Source organism: Pseudomonas sp. GW101-3H06, assembly GCF_059424605.1.
Map to the genome: position 1 here is coordinate 2,511,341 of NZ_JBWKZO010000001.1, position 17,484 is coordinate 2,528,824.

The following is a 17,484-nucleotide window of genomic DNA, read 5'->3' on the forward strand; positions in this document are numbered from 1 at the left end:
AGCTGATGCAGGTTGAAAATCGGACGCTTCTGATATGCGCGTAGGAGACGTTCGGGGAGTTGCGTATGTCGGCTCTGTAGGACTTTTTTGCGGTGCTGTCGAATGCAATTTCTGACAGTCTCCCGGTAGTGCCTGCTGAGGATTGCAATCCACCGGAACTCCAACAGCGGCGCACCCTCTACCGTACGAATACCCGTTGGAGCCTGCCATGCGCGAAGACCTCACACCGCCCGACCTTGATGCGTGGCAGCGCCTGTTCGAAGACGAGGCCTACTGGCAACAGTCCCCCGACGCTCATTTCCAGCAGCTATTGGACTTGGCCGACGACCTGCTGGGGCAGGGCGCCATTGACCTTGAGCAATGGCAAGAATTGAGGACGAGGGCGGAGCAATCCCACAAGGACTCGCCGGCCATCAACGTGGCTCGGGAAGTCGACGATCCCGAAGCCTGAGGAACATCGCCATGAAACCCGCGCCAGATACGCAACACCCCGACGAACCACGGCCACCCGGAGAGGTTGAGCGTGACAATGACGCCTTGCGTCCGACTGACCCCACCCGGCGCAAGGAAAGCGGCAAGGGTACGGCCAGCGGCGAATCGACCGCACAAGAAACCGCGAAGCATTCCTGATCCGCGTCTATGCTCATTGGCACGCTCGGTATCGCAGCCTGCTTCGGTGCCGTTTGTCGCCATTGATCACAGGGAATGTTCTGCCTATGAAACGTCATGCACTGACCAAAGCCATCACTCTCGCCACCTTATTGTCTGCCGCCAGCCTCGGCGCCGTTGCTGCGGATATTCCGTTGTCCGCCGTCGTGGAAGCCGATCAGATCAGCACCAAAGTCGTCTCGGTCGATGCTGCCAGCCGTCAAGTCGTCCTTGAAGGGCCGGAAGGTCGCCAGGTGCACGTGCAACTGACCGAGAAGGCAAAAAACCTCGACAACCTGAAAGTCGGCGACCAGGTCGACGTCAAGGTCACCCGCGCCGTGGCGGCTTATCTCGACACCGATGTCGACAAGGGCTTGCCTGGCACCATCGAGCGCACCGGCGAAGTCCGGGCGGCCCCCGGCAGCGCCAATCCTGGAGGTGAGGCCTATCGCCAGGTGCAGGTGCAGCTGAAAATCACCCATATCGATCTGAAGAAAAATCAAGTGACCCTCGAGAACCCGGCCGGGCAAAGCAAAACCCTTGATATCGAACGGCCGGAAGTTCAAGCCAAGTTGAAGGATCTGAAAGTTGGGCAAAGCGTTAACGTTGTCTACACCGATATACTGACAGTGACGAGTAAGCGCGGAAGTTGAGTGTCAGCTCTATTTTTTGATTATTCCTGTACAGCTTCTTGTATAGGAATAATCACTTTTATGGACGAACTGGTGAGTTTCAAGTATCGATCTGAATAATATTTGAATCGACATTTGATAAGATCTGTATCTGTAAATTTCATGTTTGCAGGCGCGGACATATTCATCCATATCAATTAAAATACGCCCCGTTCGCCCAGTGTCACGGCTCTTTACCAGTGCATGGATTGCCGAGGCCATTGCACTGGGCGAACTCCTTTGCGTAGTGTAATACGAACGCTTAGCAGTACTTTGGAAGAAAGGGTGATCATGTGATCACCCTTTTTTATTTCACATCGACTGCCTTGGTCCGGGTCCACATAAGGCAATGTTCGTATTTAACCGGATTTCTGATTGCGCCAATCATCAGTACCAGACGTAGCCGCAGACTCATGGGACCAACTGATTTGACGATAGCTGAAATGTACGTCTTGCAGGTGAGTGTAGTGTTCGGTCGATTTATCCTGGCAATTGTGCATGTAGTCTTTGATATGAACGATTTTTGCGTCCTCAAGTTTGGTGGTGTAGTAATGCTCTTGCTTGCCATTAGCGGAGGTACGGTACCACTTGATTTCAACCGACGTAATTTCCTCGCCCGAACAAAGTGCCGCCAGCAGTAATGGCGAAGCTTTGTCGAATACCTTGGTAACCACCATCGGTTGGTGTCTGCGTAGCCCTGTAGGTTGGCCAGACTGAGGATCACACGGGATAGTCACTTCATGGCTGAATGCTTGAACCATGACCTCATCTTCGTGACCTTCCTGAAAAGTATTACCTACGGATTCAGCGGTGAACGCGCCTTGAGTCATCAGACCTGAATCTTTACCAATGACAGACATGTACGCAGGTATAGCCATGGATGCTCTCCTTGCTAGAGTAAATTGAGGCGCCCGAAAGGCTTTATCACCTGGCGGGGGCCATGACGGTTAACAAGGTCCGTGCCATGAATCGAGAGGTCATATAAATCGGCTGGTTGAGGGACATTTGGAAGGGGTTGATCCCATGCTCCCCCCGAAAGTTGCGCGGAAAGTTGTGCAGCTCATGGCAGCGTTTGGCGCACTTTGTTGAAAGGTCTTTGTGACCGAACGATCAGCCTCGCACCAGGGTCTTACACCAGGATCCACGCGCAGCTTCTTGCGCATCACGGCTATCGGCCACACCCCCCCCCCCCGCAATCCCGAGATGGAGTGAAGACATGAAAATCCTGATGGTTTTAACGTCCCACGATCAATTGGGTAACACCGGCAAGAAAACCGGCTTCTGGCTGGAAGAGTTCGCGGCACCCTATTACGCCTTCAAGGATGCCGGCGCGCAGTTGACCCTGGCCTCGCCCAAGGGCGGCCAGCCACCGCTGGACCCGAAAAGCGACGAGCCCGACGCGCAAACCGAAGCCACCGAGCGGTTTCGCAAGGACCCGGCCGCACAGTCCGCGTTGGCCTCCACTGCCTTGCTCGGCTCGGTGAGGGCCGGCGACTATGATGCAATCTTTTATCCCGGCGGCCATGGACCGCTTTGGGACCTGGCCGAGGACAAGCAGTCGATAGCCCTGATCGAAGCTTTCTACAACGCCGGAAAACCGGTCGCGGCGGTCTGCCATGCGCCGGGGGTGTTGCGCCATGCCAAAGGCGCGGACGGTCAGCCATTGGTCAAGGGCAAGAAGGTCACGGGCTTCACCAACAGCGAAGAAGACGCCGTGCAACTGACGGATGTCGTGCCGTTCCTGGTGGAAGACGAGCTCAAGGCCAAGGGCGGGATTTTTTCCAAGGGGCCTGATTGGGCGAGCTATGTGCTCACCGACGGCCTGTTGTTGACGGGGCAGAATCCGGCGTCGTCGCAGGCGACGGCTGAAGCGTTGTTGGCGAAATTGAAATAGAAGAGCAAAAGATCGCAGCCTGCGGCAGCTCCTACATGAGAATGTGAATCCGGTAGGAGCTAGCGCAGGCTGCGATCTTTTTTGCCGTGCGGATTTTTAGTGATTCAGCGCAGCAAAACACTGCTCGATCGAACGCCGCTGCGTCTGTGCATACAAGCCCAACTCATCAATGGTCGGACGTCCCAGTGCTGCTTCGAACGCTTGTTGATTGGAGTGCACGCCATAGTGGGTTTGCGCCGCGTCGCCCAGGTTTGACTGAAAAATCCCCGCCGCGCTGACCGGCAGGAAATCCTCGTAGACCAAGGGTTCAACCCGCAGATAGCCGCCGCTGACCAGATCCTCGAGTGGCAAGGTTTTCAGTTCGGCCGCCGCCAGGCCTTTTTCCGTCACGAAATAGCGAAAGTACGCCAGGTCCTGTTGGCGCATGCCTTCGTAGGTGTCGGGAAATTCGCTGAAGTGCTGCGTCATCAACGCGTTGTAACGGGCCGCGTTGGCTTCATTGGGGAAATCCTTGAGTTCGTCCCGGGCAGCATTGAGCAAACGATCGTACAGCGCCCGGCCTTTGGGGGTGAGGGCGGCGCCGCGTTGTTCGATTTCACCGAAACGGGCGCTGTGGCTGCCACGGGACTCGGCTTGATCAGTGAACGCGACCGGTTCGTCCAGCGCCTTGAAACTGGTCTGGCGCAGCAGGATCGGGCACTGGCGGCGGGGCGGGCCTTCGATCACCGCCTTGGGGGTGATGCCATGCACCGGCATTTGCGCCTGGACGATGTCGATGTCCAGGGTGCGCGGGGTCAGGTGATTGATATGCGGGCCCTTGAACGCCACCACATCGGCAATCAGCCGGTGCTGGGCGCTGAGTGTCTGGTATTGCTCGGCGGTGACGGTGGCGCTGTGGTGCCAGCGGAAGGTTTCCAGCGCCTGTTTGACGAATTCCCCGGCCTCCTGTTCGCTGAGGCCACCCTGGGCTTCGGCGCGATCGATGAGCGTCAGCGCAGCAGGGGTGAAGATCGACCGCTTGTCCAGCACCGACTGGGCGAATGCCCGCAGTTCCGGGTCTTCGATCAGCTCCAGGCGTAGCAACGAGGTGAACACGCGGAACGGGCTGACTTGCAACGAGGCTTCATGCACCGCGCGAAACGCCGTGGAATGCACCGGCACGCCGGCCGGGGTCAGGTCGTAATAACCCACCGGCTGCATGCCCATCACCGCGAACAGACGGGCGAGGGTCGCCAGTTCTGCGGCCGTGCCGACCCGGATCGCGCCATGGCGCTCCAGGTCCAGGCGCTCGATTTCGCCGGTGCTGTTCAACTGGCGGGCCACTTGCGGATCGCTGTCCAGGACATGACGATTGGTCTGTTCCACCAGCTCCATCAGGGCGCCGTACAGCGGCACCTCTTCGCGGTACATGTCGGACATCGCTTTGGAGAAGCGTTGGCGGATCAGGTCGGGGCTGACGAAGTTCGGGTGGTTCATGAACAGGGTTCCTGGCGCGATGACGTGAAGGATGGGAGAAAAGATCGCAGCCTTCAGCGATGCCGACAAACGAAGTTTCTGACGAACTTCATTCTGCAAAGGACTGCATCCTCAATGCAATCGTTGATCCTGAGGGCTTTCCGAGCGCAGCGATGCCAAAAACTCCCGATACAGGCGTGCCGAGCCGGCCGGCGCTTCGACCATGGGCATATGGCCGATGCCTTCCCAGATTTCCACGCGCAAATCAGCGATGCCCTTGCTCCAGATGGCGACGCTGCTGACATCGATCAAGCGATCCTTGCGCCCCCACAACAACAGTGCCGGGGCCTTGATCGACGGAAGTTTCGGCTCCATCGGCGGGCTGGCGCGGAATTCGCGGAAGATTTCTTCCAGTTCGTCCCGCGTCTGTTGATAGCGATGGGCGATGGCATCCAGCACCACCCGTGGCACCCACGGCGGATCGGCCATGGTCATGGCATAAAAATATTTGAATTCTTCCCGCGAGTTGATCAGGAACGGGTTGTGGCCCCGGTATAAATGGTGCTCCAGATCACTGGGCTCGGGCGAGGCGACGCCCGCCGGGTCAAACAGGGCGACCGACGCAATGCGTTCCGGATAGGTGGCTGCCAGCCAGGCCGCGATATAGCCGCCCATCGAGTTGCCGATCACATGGACCTTCTCGACCCCGCACACATCCAGCAGTTGGATCATGCGCTTGGCCTGCAGCGGGATGTCATAGCCGCCACCGGCCTTGAAGCCGGTTTCGCCGTGGCCGGCAATGTCGGGGATGATCACCCGGTAATTGCCGACAAAGTACCGGGCAAAGCGCAGCCAGATATTCTTGTCGGCGCTGTAGCCATGAAGCATCAGCACATTGCTGGATGCCTCGTACGGCCCGCCTTGCCAGGTCGAGACGGTCATTTCGCTGATGGGCACCACAATCTTGTGCAACTTGTACAACCTGGCCTCGGCGGCCACGCTCAAGTCGTACAGCCAGTACCCGATGGCCGGGTAGCTCAACCAGCTCCAGGCCGCAAAAACCGCGATAGCGACAACCAGTAAAAGCATCAGGCGTCTTCCTTATGCTGGATCAGGACAATATGTGATCGGCGGGTTTCAGGGCTCGGGTCAAGCGGTGAAAGCTGAAACTGAACCCGGGAAACATGGCAATCACATGACCGCTCTTGCTTTGATACCAACTGTGGCAGCCTCCGGACTTCCACACCGTGCGTTCCATTTCTCTATGGATCATTTCAGTGTAGGTATGTTCTGCCTCGGGGCGTACTTCGATGCTGCGCAAACCTCGTGCTTTTAACGTGCGAATGCAGTCGAGGATGTAATTCATCTGCGATTCGATGATGAACAGCGCCGATGTGTGGCCGATCCCGGTGTTCGGGCCGGTAACGATGAACAGGTTGGGAAAGTCCGGCAGGCTGGTGCCGAGGTAGGCTCGGGGGTACTCGGCCCAGACATTTCGCAATTGTGTGCCATTTTTTCCGGTGACCGGGTAGGAAATCACCCCGTCGGTGGCGTCATAACCGGTGGACCAGACAATCAGGTCCAGGTCGATGTGCTGGCCGTCCTGCATGACGATGCCGGTTTCGTCGATCTCGGCGATCCCTTGTTCGCGGCTGTGCAGTGTCACGTTGGGGCGAGCCAACGCCGGATACAGCGTACTGGACAGAATCACCCGTTTGCAGCCAATGGTGTAGTCCGGCGTGAGTTTTCGACGCAGTTCGGCGTCCGGTACCTGGCGTTTGATGAAGCGCAGGGCCTGATGCTGGACCATGCGCACCGCCGGTTTCGAGTATTTGAAGGCAATCACCCGGGTTTCGAATTGCCAATAGATCATCCAGCGCAGCAGCTTGTAGGCTGGCTTGAGCCCGAGCAGCCAGCGCTGGAAGCGGCCGAAAGTGCGGTCCGCCCGGGGCAGCACCCAATGCGGTGTGCGTTGGAATACATGCAAGTGCCCGACGTTAGGGGCAATCGCCGGAATCACCTGGGCCGCGCTGGCACCGCTACCGACGATGGCCACGCGTTTTTGCCGGTAATCGTAGGAATGGTCCCAGTTATTGGTGTGAAAGGTCTTGCCCTGAAAGCGTTCCTGGCCCTTGAAGCGTGGCACCACCGGTTGACTCAGCGGCCCGGTGGCATTGATCAGGAACTGCGCATGAAACGTGCCTTTGCTGGTGTGTACCGCCCAGCGTTTGCCCTCATCGTTCCATTCCACGCACTCGACATTGGCGTGCAATTCCACCCGGTCGCGCAGGCCGAAGCGCTCCACCACATAACGGGTGTAGCGATGCAATTCGGCCTGTTCGGCGAACATCTGCGTCCAGCGGTAAGGGGCGAAGGACAACGAGTAGAGCGGCGAGGGCACGTCGACCGCCGCGCCGGGATAGGTGTTCTGGCACCAGGTGCCACCGAAGAAATCCCGTCGTTCCAGCAGGCGAAAGTCGGTGATGCCGGCCTTGAGCAAATTGACCGCTGCACACTGCCCGCCAAAGCCGCTGCCGATGATCAGTACCTGAAAGGTCTGCATGGGGCTCCTGTTTGCCGTTATGGGGCCAACCCTATCTTCATGTATAGCCGTTTTTGTGGCGCTTTTTGCTTTTGCTTTTGTAGGCGCGAGGCTTGCCCGCGAAGGCGGTCTGATAGCCGACCTGTCTTTTGTTGACTGGGTACATATCCATTCCTTCGGTAACGGCGACTGGCGGTTTCGCCCTTACGGCGAGTCACTTTTTTTACAAGCGCCTAAAAAAAGTAACCCAAAAAACGCTCGCCCCGGCGTCCGGCCCCTCGCTGAGGCTCGGGGTTCCTTCGCTCCGGCATTCATCCGGGGGCATCGCCCTCCGGTTGGCTTCGCTGCACCTGCATGCAATGGGTTCGACTGCGTCGAACGACGCTGCGCGCCAATCCCCGGATGAACGCCTCCACTCAGCCTTCCGATGGGGCGGGTGGATCAAGATCAAGAGCTGAAGGCGAGCTAACGCTCGGCCTGATGAGTGGTGAAAGGCAGAGGGTGTACGTCGACCCATTATGGGAGCGAGCCTGCTCGCGAAGGCGGTGTCTCATTCAGCATAAATATTGGCTGACACACCTTCTTCGCAAGCAAGTCCGCTTCCAACGGGGATCATGCGGGTGACTCGCGCCGTGCATCTGCTCATGCGCGAAGGTTGTGCGGTGGTGGAGGTGATTCAGGCGAAGGCGGTGTGTCAGGCGACGATGCCATACCGGCTGCCCATCACTCCTTGACGCTCATGAACTCTTCCGCCCAACGGATGTATTCCTCGGGCTGGGTATAGGTATGCGTCAGTTCGGTCGCGTTCAAATCCGAGGCCTGGGTAAAGATCTGGCGCTGTTCGCGCAGGCTGTCGTAGGTCGCCTTGATCGCGGCGAAGTAGGCGCCGTGGCCATCGATGGTGACGCGCACGCCCAGTTCGGCCAGGCGTTTGTCGTCGCGCAGGGCCGGGTTGCCGTAGGTCACCAGCATCAGCGGTACGCTCAGGTGTTCGGCGATCTGTTCCAGATGGTCGAAATCTTTCACGCCCACCATGCAAATGCCGTCTGCGCCGGCGGCCTGGTATTGCTTGGTCCGGCTGATGATTTCCTGGACCGGCAGGATCCCTGCGTGGGTGCGGGCGATGATGGCCATTTCTGAATCACACCGGGCTTCCAGTGCCGCGCGAATCTTGCCGACGCCTTCGGCGACAGTGATCAGGTCGGTGGATTTGCGGCCGAATTGCGCCGGCAGCAAGGTGTCTTCGATGGTCAGGGCCGCGACGCCGGCTCGTTCGAGCTCGACGATGGTGCGCATGACGTTGAGTGCGTTGCCGTAGCCATGGTCGGCGTCGGCAATCACTGGCAATTGGGCGACACGGCCGATGCGGGTGGCCTGCTCGGCGAATTCGCTGAGGGTGATCAAGGCAAAGTCAGGGGCACCCAGTACCTGTAACGACGCGACCGAACCACCCAGGATGCCCACTTCAAAGCCCAGATCGGCGGCAATGCGTGCCGACATCGGATCGAAGACCGATGCGGTGTGGTAGCAGGTGTTGGAAGCGAACAGTTGACGAAAATTGCGGCGCAAATCTTGATGAGACAGCCTGGACATATGAGTTCCACCAATGGAAATGGAAGGGCTTGAGCAAAAGTGTCAACGCCGAAAGTGTTAGAGGCTATCACGGGTGCATGTTAGGAATGATGACGAATTTAACGTGATTACTGCCTTTTGTTCGGGTGACTGCCGATCAAGCCGCCACTGCCCGTGCCTGTTGCTTGAGCATTGGTACCCCGCGCACCCCGTCACCGGGTTGCAGTTGCAGCCGTTTGGCGGTGAGACGGTCGACTACCAGGCAATTGCCGACCTGCCGCGCCGGGGCAGTGGTAATCCGGCAGTTTTCCAGGCGACGATTGTGGATCAGCCATATCGGCGCCTGGTTGTCCGGAGTGCCGATGGACAACTCCAGCAATTGGCTGTCGCGCACGGTACGGATATTCGACACCGGGGCCTCGATGACCGGGCCGGCGTCGAAGATGTCGATGTAACCCTGGTTGGCAAAACCCTCGACGGTAAGGATTTTCATTGCCGGTTCGCTGTTCGGATGAGGTTTGCCGATCACGGCCTGGGCCTGTTCGGTGAGCAGGCAGGTGTAAAGCGGTTGGCGTGGCATCAGTTCGGCGATGAACGACTTGTTGCCCAGCCACGACAAATGATCGGCATGGCTGAAATCCATTTGGAAAAAGTGACGGCCCACGCTGTCCCAAAAGGGGGAGCAACCTTGTTCGTCAGCGCGCCCGCGCAGTTCGGCAATAAGCTTGTCGCCGAACAGGTGCGGAAACTCTGCGACAAACAACAGGCGCGCCAGGGAGAGCAGTCGACCGTGACCGCCCAGGCGTTGATCGGGGCGCAGAAACAGCGAGCACAGTTCCGATTGGCCGGTCATTTCGTTGTTCAGGAACAAGGTCGGAATATGCCGACTGATGCCCAGGTCCGCTGATGAGCTGACTGTCAGTCCGACCCGGTAGTTGTACCAGGGTTCGCGCAGGCCGACAGCTCCGGTCAGGGCACTGACGCCGACGACTTGCTGATCGTCGTCCTCAAGGACGAACAGGTAATCGGCATCGGCGCGCTCGACCTGTTCGGCGAAGGTTCGTTTCGCCCAGCGCAAACGATGGGTCAGGCGCTCCTCGTTGGCCGGCAGGTTGCTCAATCCGCGGCCCGCTTGCCGGACCAGCGCGAGCAAGGCGGGCAGGTCGGTGACCTGGACCGGACGGACAATCATGCTGCTACTCCTTGTTCGCGCCAGATCGGGCGTCGTCGTTGGATACCGGGCCGTTGGATGCTCACAGGGCGATCAGCCGGACCGGGCTGCCTTCGCTGACCTTCAACGCTGCGCACATGCCGGCGTCCAGAATCACAGGTTGCCCGGCGATGTAATCCAGTTCCGCGACGATGGCCCGAAAGTTTTCCAGCGAGTCGTTGCTCACCAGATAGCAACCACGGGCGTCGATGGATGAGCCGGGTTTGGCCGAAGCAGTGTGGCTGCGGGCGATGGAACGGATGCCGCCGGTGCGCGCAAACAGGGTAGGGCCGCCGTCGAACAGATCGACATAGCTGTTGGTTTCAAACCCCTCGCGTTCCAGGATATCGAAGGCTTCCTGGCCGTCGGGATGAATTCTGCCGATGCAGTCTTGTGCGGCCTTTGGCAGCATCGGCACGTAGATCGGGTATTGCGGTATCAATTCGGCGAGAAAGGTGCGGCTTTCCAGGCCGCACAGTCGTTCAGCCTCGACGTAGGGCAGATCGAAGAAGTGTTTGCCCACGGCATCCCAGAATGGCGATTGGCCCTCGTCGCTGCTGTAACCGACGATCTCGGTAATCACCGCATCGGAAAAACGCCGGGCATGGGCGGCAATGAACAGCAGTCTCGCCCGGGACAACAGTTCCGAGAATGCCGTGCGTTCCAACGCAGCATCGATATGGAACCCTCGCAGCAAGGTGTGGCCACTGAGGTCATGGCACACCGATAGCGCCGGCACGTCGTGTTCGATGTTCAGCTCCCGCGAGACGCTGTTGAAATGGCGATTGCGCAGGCTGTAGAACGGCTCGCTGAAACCGGCCGTCGCGAGAATTTCCGAACACCCCGCCAGGCGCTGGGTCGTCAGGTCTTCCAGCACGAAGAAGTAGTTCTCGGGGCCGGGGCTGTGCACGTCTTGCTCGAACGACGTGCAGGAATCGAGAATTTTATCGCGCAGGCGTTCACTGTCGTCTGGCAAGGACGTGACGCCCACCAGGCTTTCGCGGGCAAGTCGCTGCAACTGGGGCAGGTCGGTTAACTGCACTGGACGCAAGACCAGCATGGATGCACTCCTGTATCAAAGGGCCCGTTGACTGGCACCGGACCTGACTATCACTGTCGGTTTCCACGCGTTGAAGCGGCGGTCACCTTGGCAGGCGCCGCTCTTTTTTTATCAGTCGTTATTCGTATAACGCTACCCGACTCGACTCATGCAACGGGTGCAGAGGCAGCGAGTGACATAGGGATTTGCGTTCGGACGGTGCAAGGTCCAGACCAGAGTCGACGATCGGGTCATTGAATGAGGGCATCCGGGCTCCTGCTGGATGGGAACGATAGTCCGTTGAAACCAGTATTTATTTAAGGCGCGTTACATGTCTAGTTAATTTTCGCGCTGTTCAGAGCGCCTGGTCGTGGACCGCATGCTCATGGGATGGTGGCTACGCGGATGTCGATCGACCTTGTAGGGCGTGGCCTATAAGAGTGTCGGAGAAGGCTGTTTGTGGGCGATGAAATGCCAGCGCGAGCCTATATCATTGGTTCAAACGAAACACCCCCAATCACCCTTGTTACGGCACAATTGCGCGATATTCCACGGCAAGACGCCGTTTTTCCCTTTTATCGACCGAGAGATTTTTCGTGCAGGCGACCCGTTTGACCTTGATGTGCCATGCTCGAACCATCGCACAGAAATTGGCGCGTTTTCCTACAAATGAGCCACTGGAGATGGATTGGCAATCGGCAAAGGGTTCGCTCAGCGCCCGATACAAGGATTCGCCAAGGCTGATGTGCGCTCCGGAGCTGCGGACCCGGCAAACCGCCGAATTGTTCGGCACTACCGTGGAGATTGTCGAAGCACTCAGGGACTGCGATTTCGGTCGCTGGAACGGGCTTCGTATAAATGATCTGCAAAAAGACGAGCCTGGACAGCTGGAGCGCTGGCTCGCGGACCCGGCGTCGGCGCCCCACGGTGGAGAATCCGTGACGCAGGTCATCGAGCGGGTGGCCGCGTGGCTGGCGACGCTGCAGGCGACACCCGGTCATGTCGTTGCCATGACTCATCCGTTCATCATCCGCGCCGCGCTGACAACCGTGTTGCAAGGTTCGGCGTTCAACCTGATAGATGTCGAACCGTTATCGGCCATTGAGTTGAGGTTCAATGGTTGCTGGCGGCTACGCTTGCCGGGCAGCGAGCCCGAAGGAATGCAGTGATGAAAAAACTCTTGGTCATCGGCATCGGCGCCGGCAACCCCGACTACATCACAATGCAGGCGGTGAAGGCGTTGAATCGGGTCGACGTGTTTTTCCTCATGGACAAGGGCCAGAGCAAGGACAAGCTGATCGATCTGCGCCGGGAAATCTGCGAGCGCTACATTACTGAGGGTGACTACCGCTTTGTCGAAGCGCAAAGTCCGGAGCGCGAGCGTGGCGATGTGGACTACACCGCCAGTGTCGATGATCTGAACCTGGCCAAACAACGCACCTTTGAGCGGCTGATCAGCGAAGAAATATCCGACGGCCAGTGCGGCGGTTTCCTGGTGTGGGGCGATCCGGCGTTGTACGACAGCACCCTTCGCATCCTGCAGGCGATACTGGCGTCAGGCGCCTGTGTGTTCGAGTTCGAGGTCATCCCCGGTATTACCAGCGTCCAGGCACTGGCGGCGCAGCACAAGGTGACACTCAATCAGATTGGTCGCTCGGTCGAGATCACCACCGGCCGGCGCCTGGCAGCGGGGCAAGTGAGTGATGCCGACAGCCTGGTGGTAATGCTCGATGCGCAAGATGCCTACCATCAAGTAGAGGATCAGGACACCGAGATTTTCTGGGGCGCTTATCTGGGGACGCCGGATGAGATCCTGATCAGCGGCAAGCTCAGGGATGTAGCGGATGAGATCGAGCAGGTGCGCAAGGCGGCGCGGTTGGCCAATGGCTGGATCATGGATACCTATCTGCTGCGAAAGCCTTGAGATAGGGGGTGTCTGGCCTATAGGCCACCTCAATAAATGGCCTTGACCCCACGCCCAAACCGCTCCCGATAGACCGACGGCGGCACCCCGACCACACTGCGAAATGCCACCCGGAAGCTCTCCACTGACCGATAACCGCAGCGCAGGGCAATCTGCTCGGTGTTCTGGTTCGTGCTTTCCAGTAGTTCGCGGGCGCGACCCAGGCGTTCGTGCTGCAGCCACGTCTTGGGCGACTGGCCACTGGCTTCGCTGAAACGCCGCAGAAATGTGCGTTCGCTCATGGCTGCTTCGCTGGCCAGGTCGCGCACTTCCAGCGGTTCATGAAGGCGCTCACGCGCCCACTGCATGACGCGGGAAAGATCGCTGCGCGGTGTAGGACTGACCGGTGTTGGAATGAACTGCGCCTGACCACCGGTGCGTTGCGGCGACATTACCAGTCGCCGCGCCACGGTGTTGGCCACCTGGGTGCCGAAATCCCGTGCCACCAGATGCAGGCAGGCGTCGATGCCGGCGGCGCTGCCGGCTGATGTGATCAACTGACCCGAATCGACATACAACACGTCCGGATCCACCAGAATGTCGGGAAAACGTTCGGCCAGTTCCGTGGCGTAGCGCCAGTGCGTCGTGGCGCCGTGACCATTGAGCAAGCCGGTGGCAGCCAGCACGAATACCCCTGAGCAGATCGACAATAACCGCGCGCCCTGGGCATGCGCCTGGCGCAGGGCTGTGAGCAGCGCTTCGGGCACGGCCGCGTGGCGGTCGCGCCAGCCGGGAATGATGATGGTCCGGGCTTGTCCGAGCAGTTCCAGGCCGCCATCGGCCATTACCTGGATGCCGCCCATGGCGCGCATCGGCCCCTGATCGACGGCAACGATTTGATGTTCGTACCAAGGGAAATCGAATTCCGGCCGCGCCAGGCCGAAGATCTCCACGGCGATGCCGAATTCGAAGGTACAGAGGCCGTCGTAGGCCAGAATCGCGACCAATCCAGGGGCAGGCTGCATTTGGCGGAAAATTCCCGGTGAGTGTCTTGTGCGCCACTGTAGCGGTGAATGGCAGGTGGATAAAGTCGCTTCTCATCCACTGCCACTCCGGAGTACTGCCCATGACCAGCCTGGTCCGCGAAATTCCTGCCGCCCCGTCGGCCATCGCCCTGATGCATTTCAGCAACCGTCTGACCTTTGAAACCGACTGTTCCGACGTCCACGGCAGCCAACAGGCCGGCGAAATCGATTTTGTCCTGGTGGACGTGCGTGGCCCGCTGGCGTTCGAGCGCGGTCATGTGCCAGGTGCGATCAATATTCCGGGACGTTTGCTCACGGCCGAAAGTCTGGCGGCCTATCCGAAAAGCAGTCTGATTGTGGTCTATTGCGCTGGGCCGCACTGCAATGGCGCGAACAAGGCAGCCGTGAAACTGGCGGCGCTGGGTTATCCCGTCAAGGAGATGATCGGCGGTGTGACCGGTTGGCTGGATGAAGGGTTTGAGTTGAGTGACGGGGTGCAGCGGCGGGTGAACACGGATATTGGTTGCGAATGCTGATCTTTAAACACCCCTCGCCACAAAGATGAGTGCCATGAGTTCATCGAACCGCTGACGCCGCCCACCACTCATCCAGCGTCACCTGCAACCAGTCAAAGACTGCGAGGTAGGCGGCGCTGTCCTGCGGGTCACGAGGCAATGGCGACTCTTCGGCAAAATGCCGGTTCAGCACCGCCACCGACTCGGCATTCCACTCCGGATGAAACTGCAAACCCACCCGCGTCGGGCCTACGCGGTACATCTGCTGTGCACACTGTTCGCTGCTGGCCAACAATTGAGCGGCCGGCGGCAAGTCGATGGCGTCTTCGTGCCATTCCAGGACTTTCAGACGCTGACCATCAATAAAGGTAACGCATGTCCAACCCGTTTCAATTCGCTCCATGCGCCGCACATTACCCCCCAGGCCCAGGGCCAGTAATTGTGCCCCCAGGCAAATGGCGAATACGGCCGCACCTTGCTCCAGACTCTGTGCCAGCCACTGGCGTTCGGCTTGCAGCCATGCAGGCCCGGCATTGGATTCATAGGGCCCACCCAACAGAATCACTGGCGCCGCGCTGGCTGCGGGCAGTTGACCGAGGTCGGCGCGAAAGACGTTCAGCTTCACGCCACGGGCGTCGGCCCACGCCGCGATGGCGCCAGGACCCTCGGCGGGGTGGTGCTGGATCAGGTTCAACTCGAACATCACGCTTTTCTCAAGACAGATTGGCACTCAATGTGCCGCAAAAAAAGGCTCGTCGCCAGCACGGTTCTTCAGTCGCAACGCCGCCGAAATCTTGTGCCACCGCCCAAGCCACTCTAGACTGCCGGCCTCTTCGGTCCCTGTCCGCCACAAGCGAACGACCGAAAGCTGCCTATCCAAAGCTGCCAATAAAAGCCTCCGCACACAGGAGTTATAAATGAAGAAGCTAGTGATGTTCGGTGCCCTGGCACTGTCAATGTTGTCCCTGACCGCCGTGGCCGAAGACGCCAAGCCGATCCGCATCGGTATCGAAGCCGGTTACCCGCCATTCTCGATGAAAACCCCTGACGGCAAACTCACCGGTTTCGACGTCGATATCGGCGACGCGCTGTGCGAGCAGATGAAAGTGAAGTGCACCTGGGTCGAACAAGAGTTCGACGGTCTGATCCCGGCACTGAAGGTCAAGAAAATCGACGCCATTCTGTCCTCCATGACCATCACCGATGACCGCAAGAAAAACGTCGATTTCACCATCAAGTACTATCACACCCCAGCGCGTTTCGTGATGAAAGCAGGCACCGACATCAAGGATCCGCTGACCGAACTCAAAGGCAAGAAGGTCGGTGTGCTGCGCGCCAGTACTCACGACCGCTTCGCCACTGAAGTGCTGGTGCCGGCCGGTATCGAGCTGGTTCGTTACGGCTCTCAGCAGGAAGCCAACCTGGACATGGTTTCCGGTCGCGTCGACGCGCTGCTGGCCGACTCGGTCAACCTCGATGACGGTTTCCTGAAGACCGACGCCGGTAAAGGCTTCGCTTTCGTAGGCCCGACCTATGAAGATGCCAAATACTTCGGCGGCGGCGCCGGTATTGCTGTGCGCAAAGGCGATAAGGAACTGGCGGACAAATTCAACACCGCCATCACCGAAATCCGCGTCAACGGCAAGTACAAGCAAGTACAGGACAAGTACTTCGATTTTGACGTTTACGGCCATTAATACGCCGTAGAAAAAAGTGGCCCCGTTGACGCGGTGGCCACTTTTTTTATGCTTTCTCTATTGATATGAGAACCCTGTGGAAGCGAGCAGGCTCGCTCCCACAGCTGATCTCGCCGTTCAGATATCAGGAGTTCCGCCATGCAACGCATCGACCACCCACTGCCCTGGAGCCACCTCGGAACCGAGCGCACCCTCAGCGTCTTCCGTTATGGCACCGGCACGCGCAAGGTCTACATCCAGGCCAGTCTGCACGCCGATGAGTTGCCGGGCATGCGCACGGCCTGGGAATTGAAGAAACGCCTGAACGAGCTGGAAAGCCAGGGGCAGTTGCAAGGGGTGATCGAGCTGGTGCCGGTGGCCAACCCCATCGGTCTCGATCAGCACTTGCAAGGCAGTCACATGGGGCGTTTCGAACTCGGCAGTGGCAAGAACTTCAATCGCGCATTCGTCGAACTCAGTGCCCCGGTGGCGCAGTTGATCGGTGATCGTCTGGGCGGTGATGCCGAGGCCAATATCGCACTGATCCGCCAGGCCATGGGCCAAGTGCTCGACGGCTTGCCGGCTCCGGCTTCACAACTGGAGGCGATGCATCGTTTGTTGCTGCGTCATGCCTGCGACGCCGACATCACCCTCGATCTGCATTGCGACTTCGACGCGGCCATTCATATTTACGCCTTGCCGCAACACTGGCCGCAGTGGCGATCCCTGGCGGCGCGCTTGAAGGCCGGCGTGGCGCTGCTGTGTGAAGATTCCGGCGGCAGTTCATTCGACGAGTCCTGTTCCTCGCCATGGCTACGCCTGGCCAGGGCGTTCCCCGATGCGGCGATTCCACCGGCCAACCTGGCGACCACCCTGGAACTGGGTAGCATGGGTGACACCCGAGTCGACCAGGCGCAAGCCAATTGTGAGGCGATTCTGGGCTTTCTCGCTGAGCAGGGTTTCATCAAGGGCAACTGGCCTGTGGCGCCGGATGAGTGCTGCGAGGGCATGCCGTTCGAAGGCACCCAATACCTGTTCGCACCCCATCACGGCGTGGTCAGTTTTCTGCGCGAGGCTGGTGAATGGGTGGAGAAAGGCGATGCACTGTTTGAAGTGGTCGACCCGTTGAGCGACACGGTCACTACCGTGCGGGCGGGCACCCGTGGCGTGTTGTTTGCCATCGATCGCGGGCGCTATACGCAGCCGGGGACCTGGCAGGCGAAAGTGGCGGGGCGTGAGCCGATTCGGATGGGCAAGCTCATTAACGACTGACAGTAGAAGTTTGTTGCGCGGCTGATGGCCTCTTCGCGAGCAAGCCCGCTACGGGCGGCGTT

18 protein-coding genes are annotated in these 17,484 nt (G+C 59.1%); 9 read left to right on the plus strand and 9 right to left on the minus strand.

Annotated features, from left to right (window positions below; genetic code table 11):
• Positions 1-208 precede the first annotated feature (208 nt).
• The 3 genes from AC07ZE_RS11460 (at position 209) to AC07ZE_RS11470 (ending at position 1,301) form a co-directional block, all read left to right on the plus strand.
• Positions 209-451, plus strand: coding sequence for a hypothetical protein (locus AC07ZE_RS11460; protein WP_207264495.1), 243 nt, complete (start codon positions 209-211; stop codon positions 449-451).
• An 11-nt stretch (positions 452-462) separates the two neighbouring features.
• Positions 463-630 (plus strand): hypothetical protein, encoded by a 168-nt coding sequence (locus tag AC07ZE_RS11465; RefSeq protein ID WP_207264503.1) that lies wholly within the window; start codon positions 463-465, stop codon positions 628-630.
• Between the two features lie 86 nt (positions 631-716).
• Positions 717-1,301, plus strand: a complete 585-nt coding sequence (locus AC07ZE_RS11470; protein WP_207264507.1) for a hypothetical protein — start codon at positions 717-719, stop codon at positions 1,299-1,301.
• A 377-nt stretch (positions 1,302-1,678) separates the two neighbouring features.
• On the opposite strand, the gene AC07ZE_RS11475 is transcribed toward AC07ZE_RS11470, so the two are convergent.
• On the minus strand, positions 1,679-2,197 hold the full coding sequence (locus AC07ZE_RS11475) for an Hcp family type VI secretion system effector (RefSeq protein ID WP_207264511.1): 519 nt from the start codon (positions 2,195-2,197) through the stop codon (positions 1,679-1,681).
• 338 nt (positions 2,198-2,535) lie between these two features.
• Between AC07ZE_RS11475 and AC07ZE_RS11480 the strand changes: the two genes are divergently transcribed.
• The gene (locus tag AC07ZE_RS11480; RefSeq protein WP_207264514.1) at positions 2,536-3,213 is read left to right on the plus strand and encodes a type 1 glutamine amidotransferase domain-containing protein; all 678 of its coding nucleotides are present in this window, start codon (positions 2,536-2,538) and stop codon (positions 3,211-3,213) included.
• Between the two features lie 96 nt (positions 3,214-3,309).
• Here AC07ZE_RS11480 and hglS read toward each other — a convergent pair whose 3' ends face one another.
• The 6 genes from hglS to AC07ZE_RS11510 form a co-directional block, all read right to left on the minus strand.
• Entirely contained in the window at positions 3,310-4,689 is a 1,380-nt protein-coding gene (hglS, locus tag AC07ZE_RS11485) for a 2-oxoadipate dioxygenase/decarboxylase HglS (RefSeq protein ID WP_207264517.1), read from the minus strand.
• Between the two features lie 111 nt (positions 4,690-4,800).
• Positions 4,801-5,757, minus strand: coding sequence for an alpha/beta fold hydrolase (locus tag AC07ZE_RS11490; RefSeq protein ID WP_207264528.1), 957 nt, complete (start codon positions 5,755-5,757; stop codon positions 4,801-4,803).
• A 22-nt stretch (positions 5,758-5,779) separates the two neighbouring features.
• Complete coding sequence (locus tag AC07ZE_RS11495; RefSeq protein WP_207264530.1) at positions 5,780-7,231, minus strand: flavin-containing monooxygenase; 1,452 nt, start codon at positions 7,229-7,231, stop codon at positions 5,780-5,782.
• Positions 7,232-7,933: 702 nt separating this feature from the next.
• The gene (locus AC07ZE_RS11500; protein WP_095193476.1) at positions 7,934-8,803 is read right to left on the minus strand and encodes an isocitrate lyase/PEP mutase family protein; all 870 of its coding nucleotides are present in this window, start codon (positions 8,801-8,803) and stop codon (positions 7,934-7,936) included.
• A 136-nt stretch (positions 8,804-8,939) separates the two neighbouring features.
• A complete protein-coding gene (gene astA / locus AC07ZE_RS11505) occupies positions 8,940-9,974 on the minus strand; it encodes an arginine N-succinyltransferase (RefSeq protein ID WP_207264533.1) in 1,035 nt (344 codons plus the stop codon).
• A gap of 61 nt (positions 9,975-10,035) precedes the next feature.
• A complete protein-coding gene (locus tag AC07ZE_RS11510) occupies positions 10,036-11,052 on the minus strand; it encodes an arginine N-succinyltransferase (RefSeq protein ID WP_207264535.1) in 1,017 nt (338 codons plus the stop codon).
• Positions 11,053-11,627: 575 nt separating this feature from the next.
• On the opposite strand from AC07ZE_RS11510, the gene AC07ZE_RS11515 reads away from it, so the two are divergent.
• A complete protein-coding gene (locus AC07ZE_RS11515; protein WP_207264537.1) occupies positions 11,628-12,200 on the plus strand; it encodes a histidine phosphatase family protein in 573 nt (190 codons plus the stop codon).
• A complete protein-coding gene (gene cobF, locus AC07ZE_RS11520) occupies positions 12,200-12,955 on the plus strand; it encodes a precorrin-6A synthase (deacetylating) (RefSeq protein ID WP_207264540.1) in 756 nt (251 codons plus the stop codon). The genes AC07ZE_RS11515 and cobF overlap by 1 nt, the downstream gene beginning before the upstream one ends.
• Before the next feature lie 29 nt (positions 12,956-12,984).
• Here cobF and ftrA read toward each other — a convergent pair whose 3' ends face one another.
• Positions 12,985-13,959 (minus strand): transcriptional regulator FtrA, encoded by a 975-nt coding sequence (gene ftrA, locus AC07ZE_RS11525; RefSeq protein ID WP_207264542.1) that lies wholly within the window; start codon positions 13,957-13,959, stop codon positions 12,985-12,987.
• A 101-nt stretch (positions 13,960-14,060) separates the two neighbouring features.
• On the opposite strand from ftrA, the gene AC07ZE_RS11530 reads away from it, so the two are divergent.
• On the plus strand, positions 14,061-14,495 hold the full coding sequence (locus AC07ZE_RS11530; RefSeq protein WP_207264544.1) for a rhodanese-like domain-containing protein: 435 nt from the start codon (positions 14,061-14,063) through the stop codon (positions 14,493-14,495).
• Between the two features lie 40 nt (positions 14,496-14,535).
• On the opposite strand, the gene AC07ZE_RS11535 is transcribed toward AC07ZE_RS11530, so the two are convergent.
• Complete coding sequence (locus AC07ZE_RS11535) at positions 14,536-15,177, minus strand: type 1 glutamine amidotransferase (RefSeq protein WP_207264546.1); 642 nt, start codon at positions 15,175-15,177, stop codon at positions 14,536-14,538.
• 214 nt (positions 15,178-15,391) lie between these two features.
• Here AC07ZE_RS11535 and AC07ZE_RS11540 point away from each other — a divergent pair, with 214 nt between their 5' ends.
• Both AC07ZE_RS11540 and AC07ZE_RS11545 read left to right on the plus strand, forming a co-directional pair.
• Complete coding sequence (locus tag AC07ZE_RS11540) at positions 15,392-16,171, plus strand: ABC transporter substrate-binding protein (RefSeq protein ID WP_207264548.1); 780 nt, start codon at positions 15,392-15,394, stop codon at positions 16,169-16,171.
• 138 nt (positions 16,172-16,309) lie between these two features.
• A complete protein-coding gene (locus tag AC07ZE_RS11545) occupies positions 16,310-17,422 on the plus strand; it encodes a succinylglutamate desuccinylase/aspartoacylase family protein (protein WP_207264550.1) in 1,113 nt (370 codons plus the stop codon).
• The last annotated feature ends 62 nt before the right edge of the window (positions 17,423-17,484 follow it).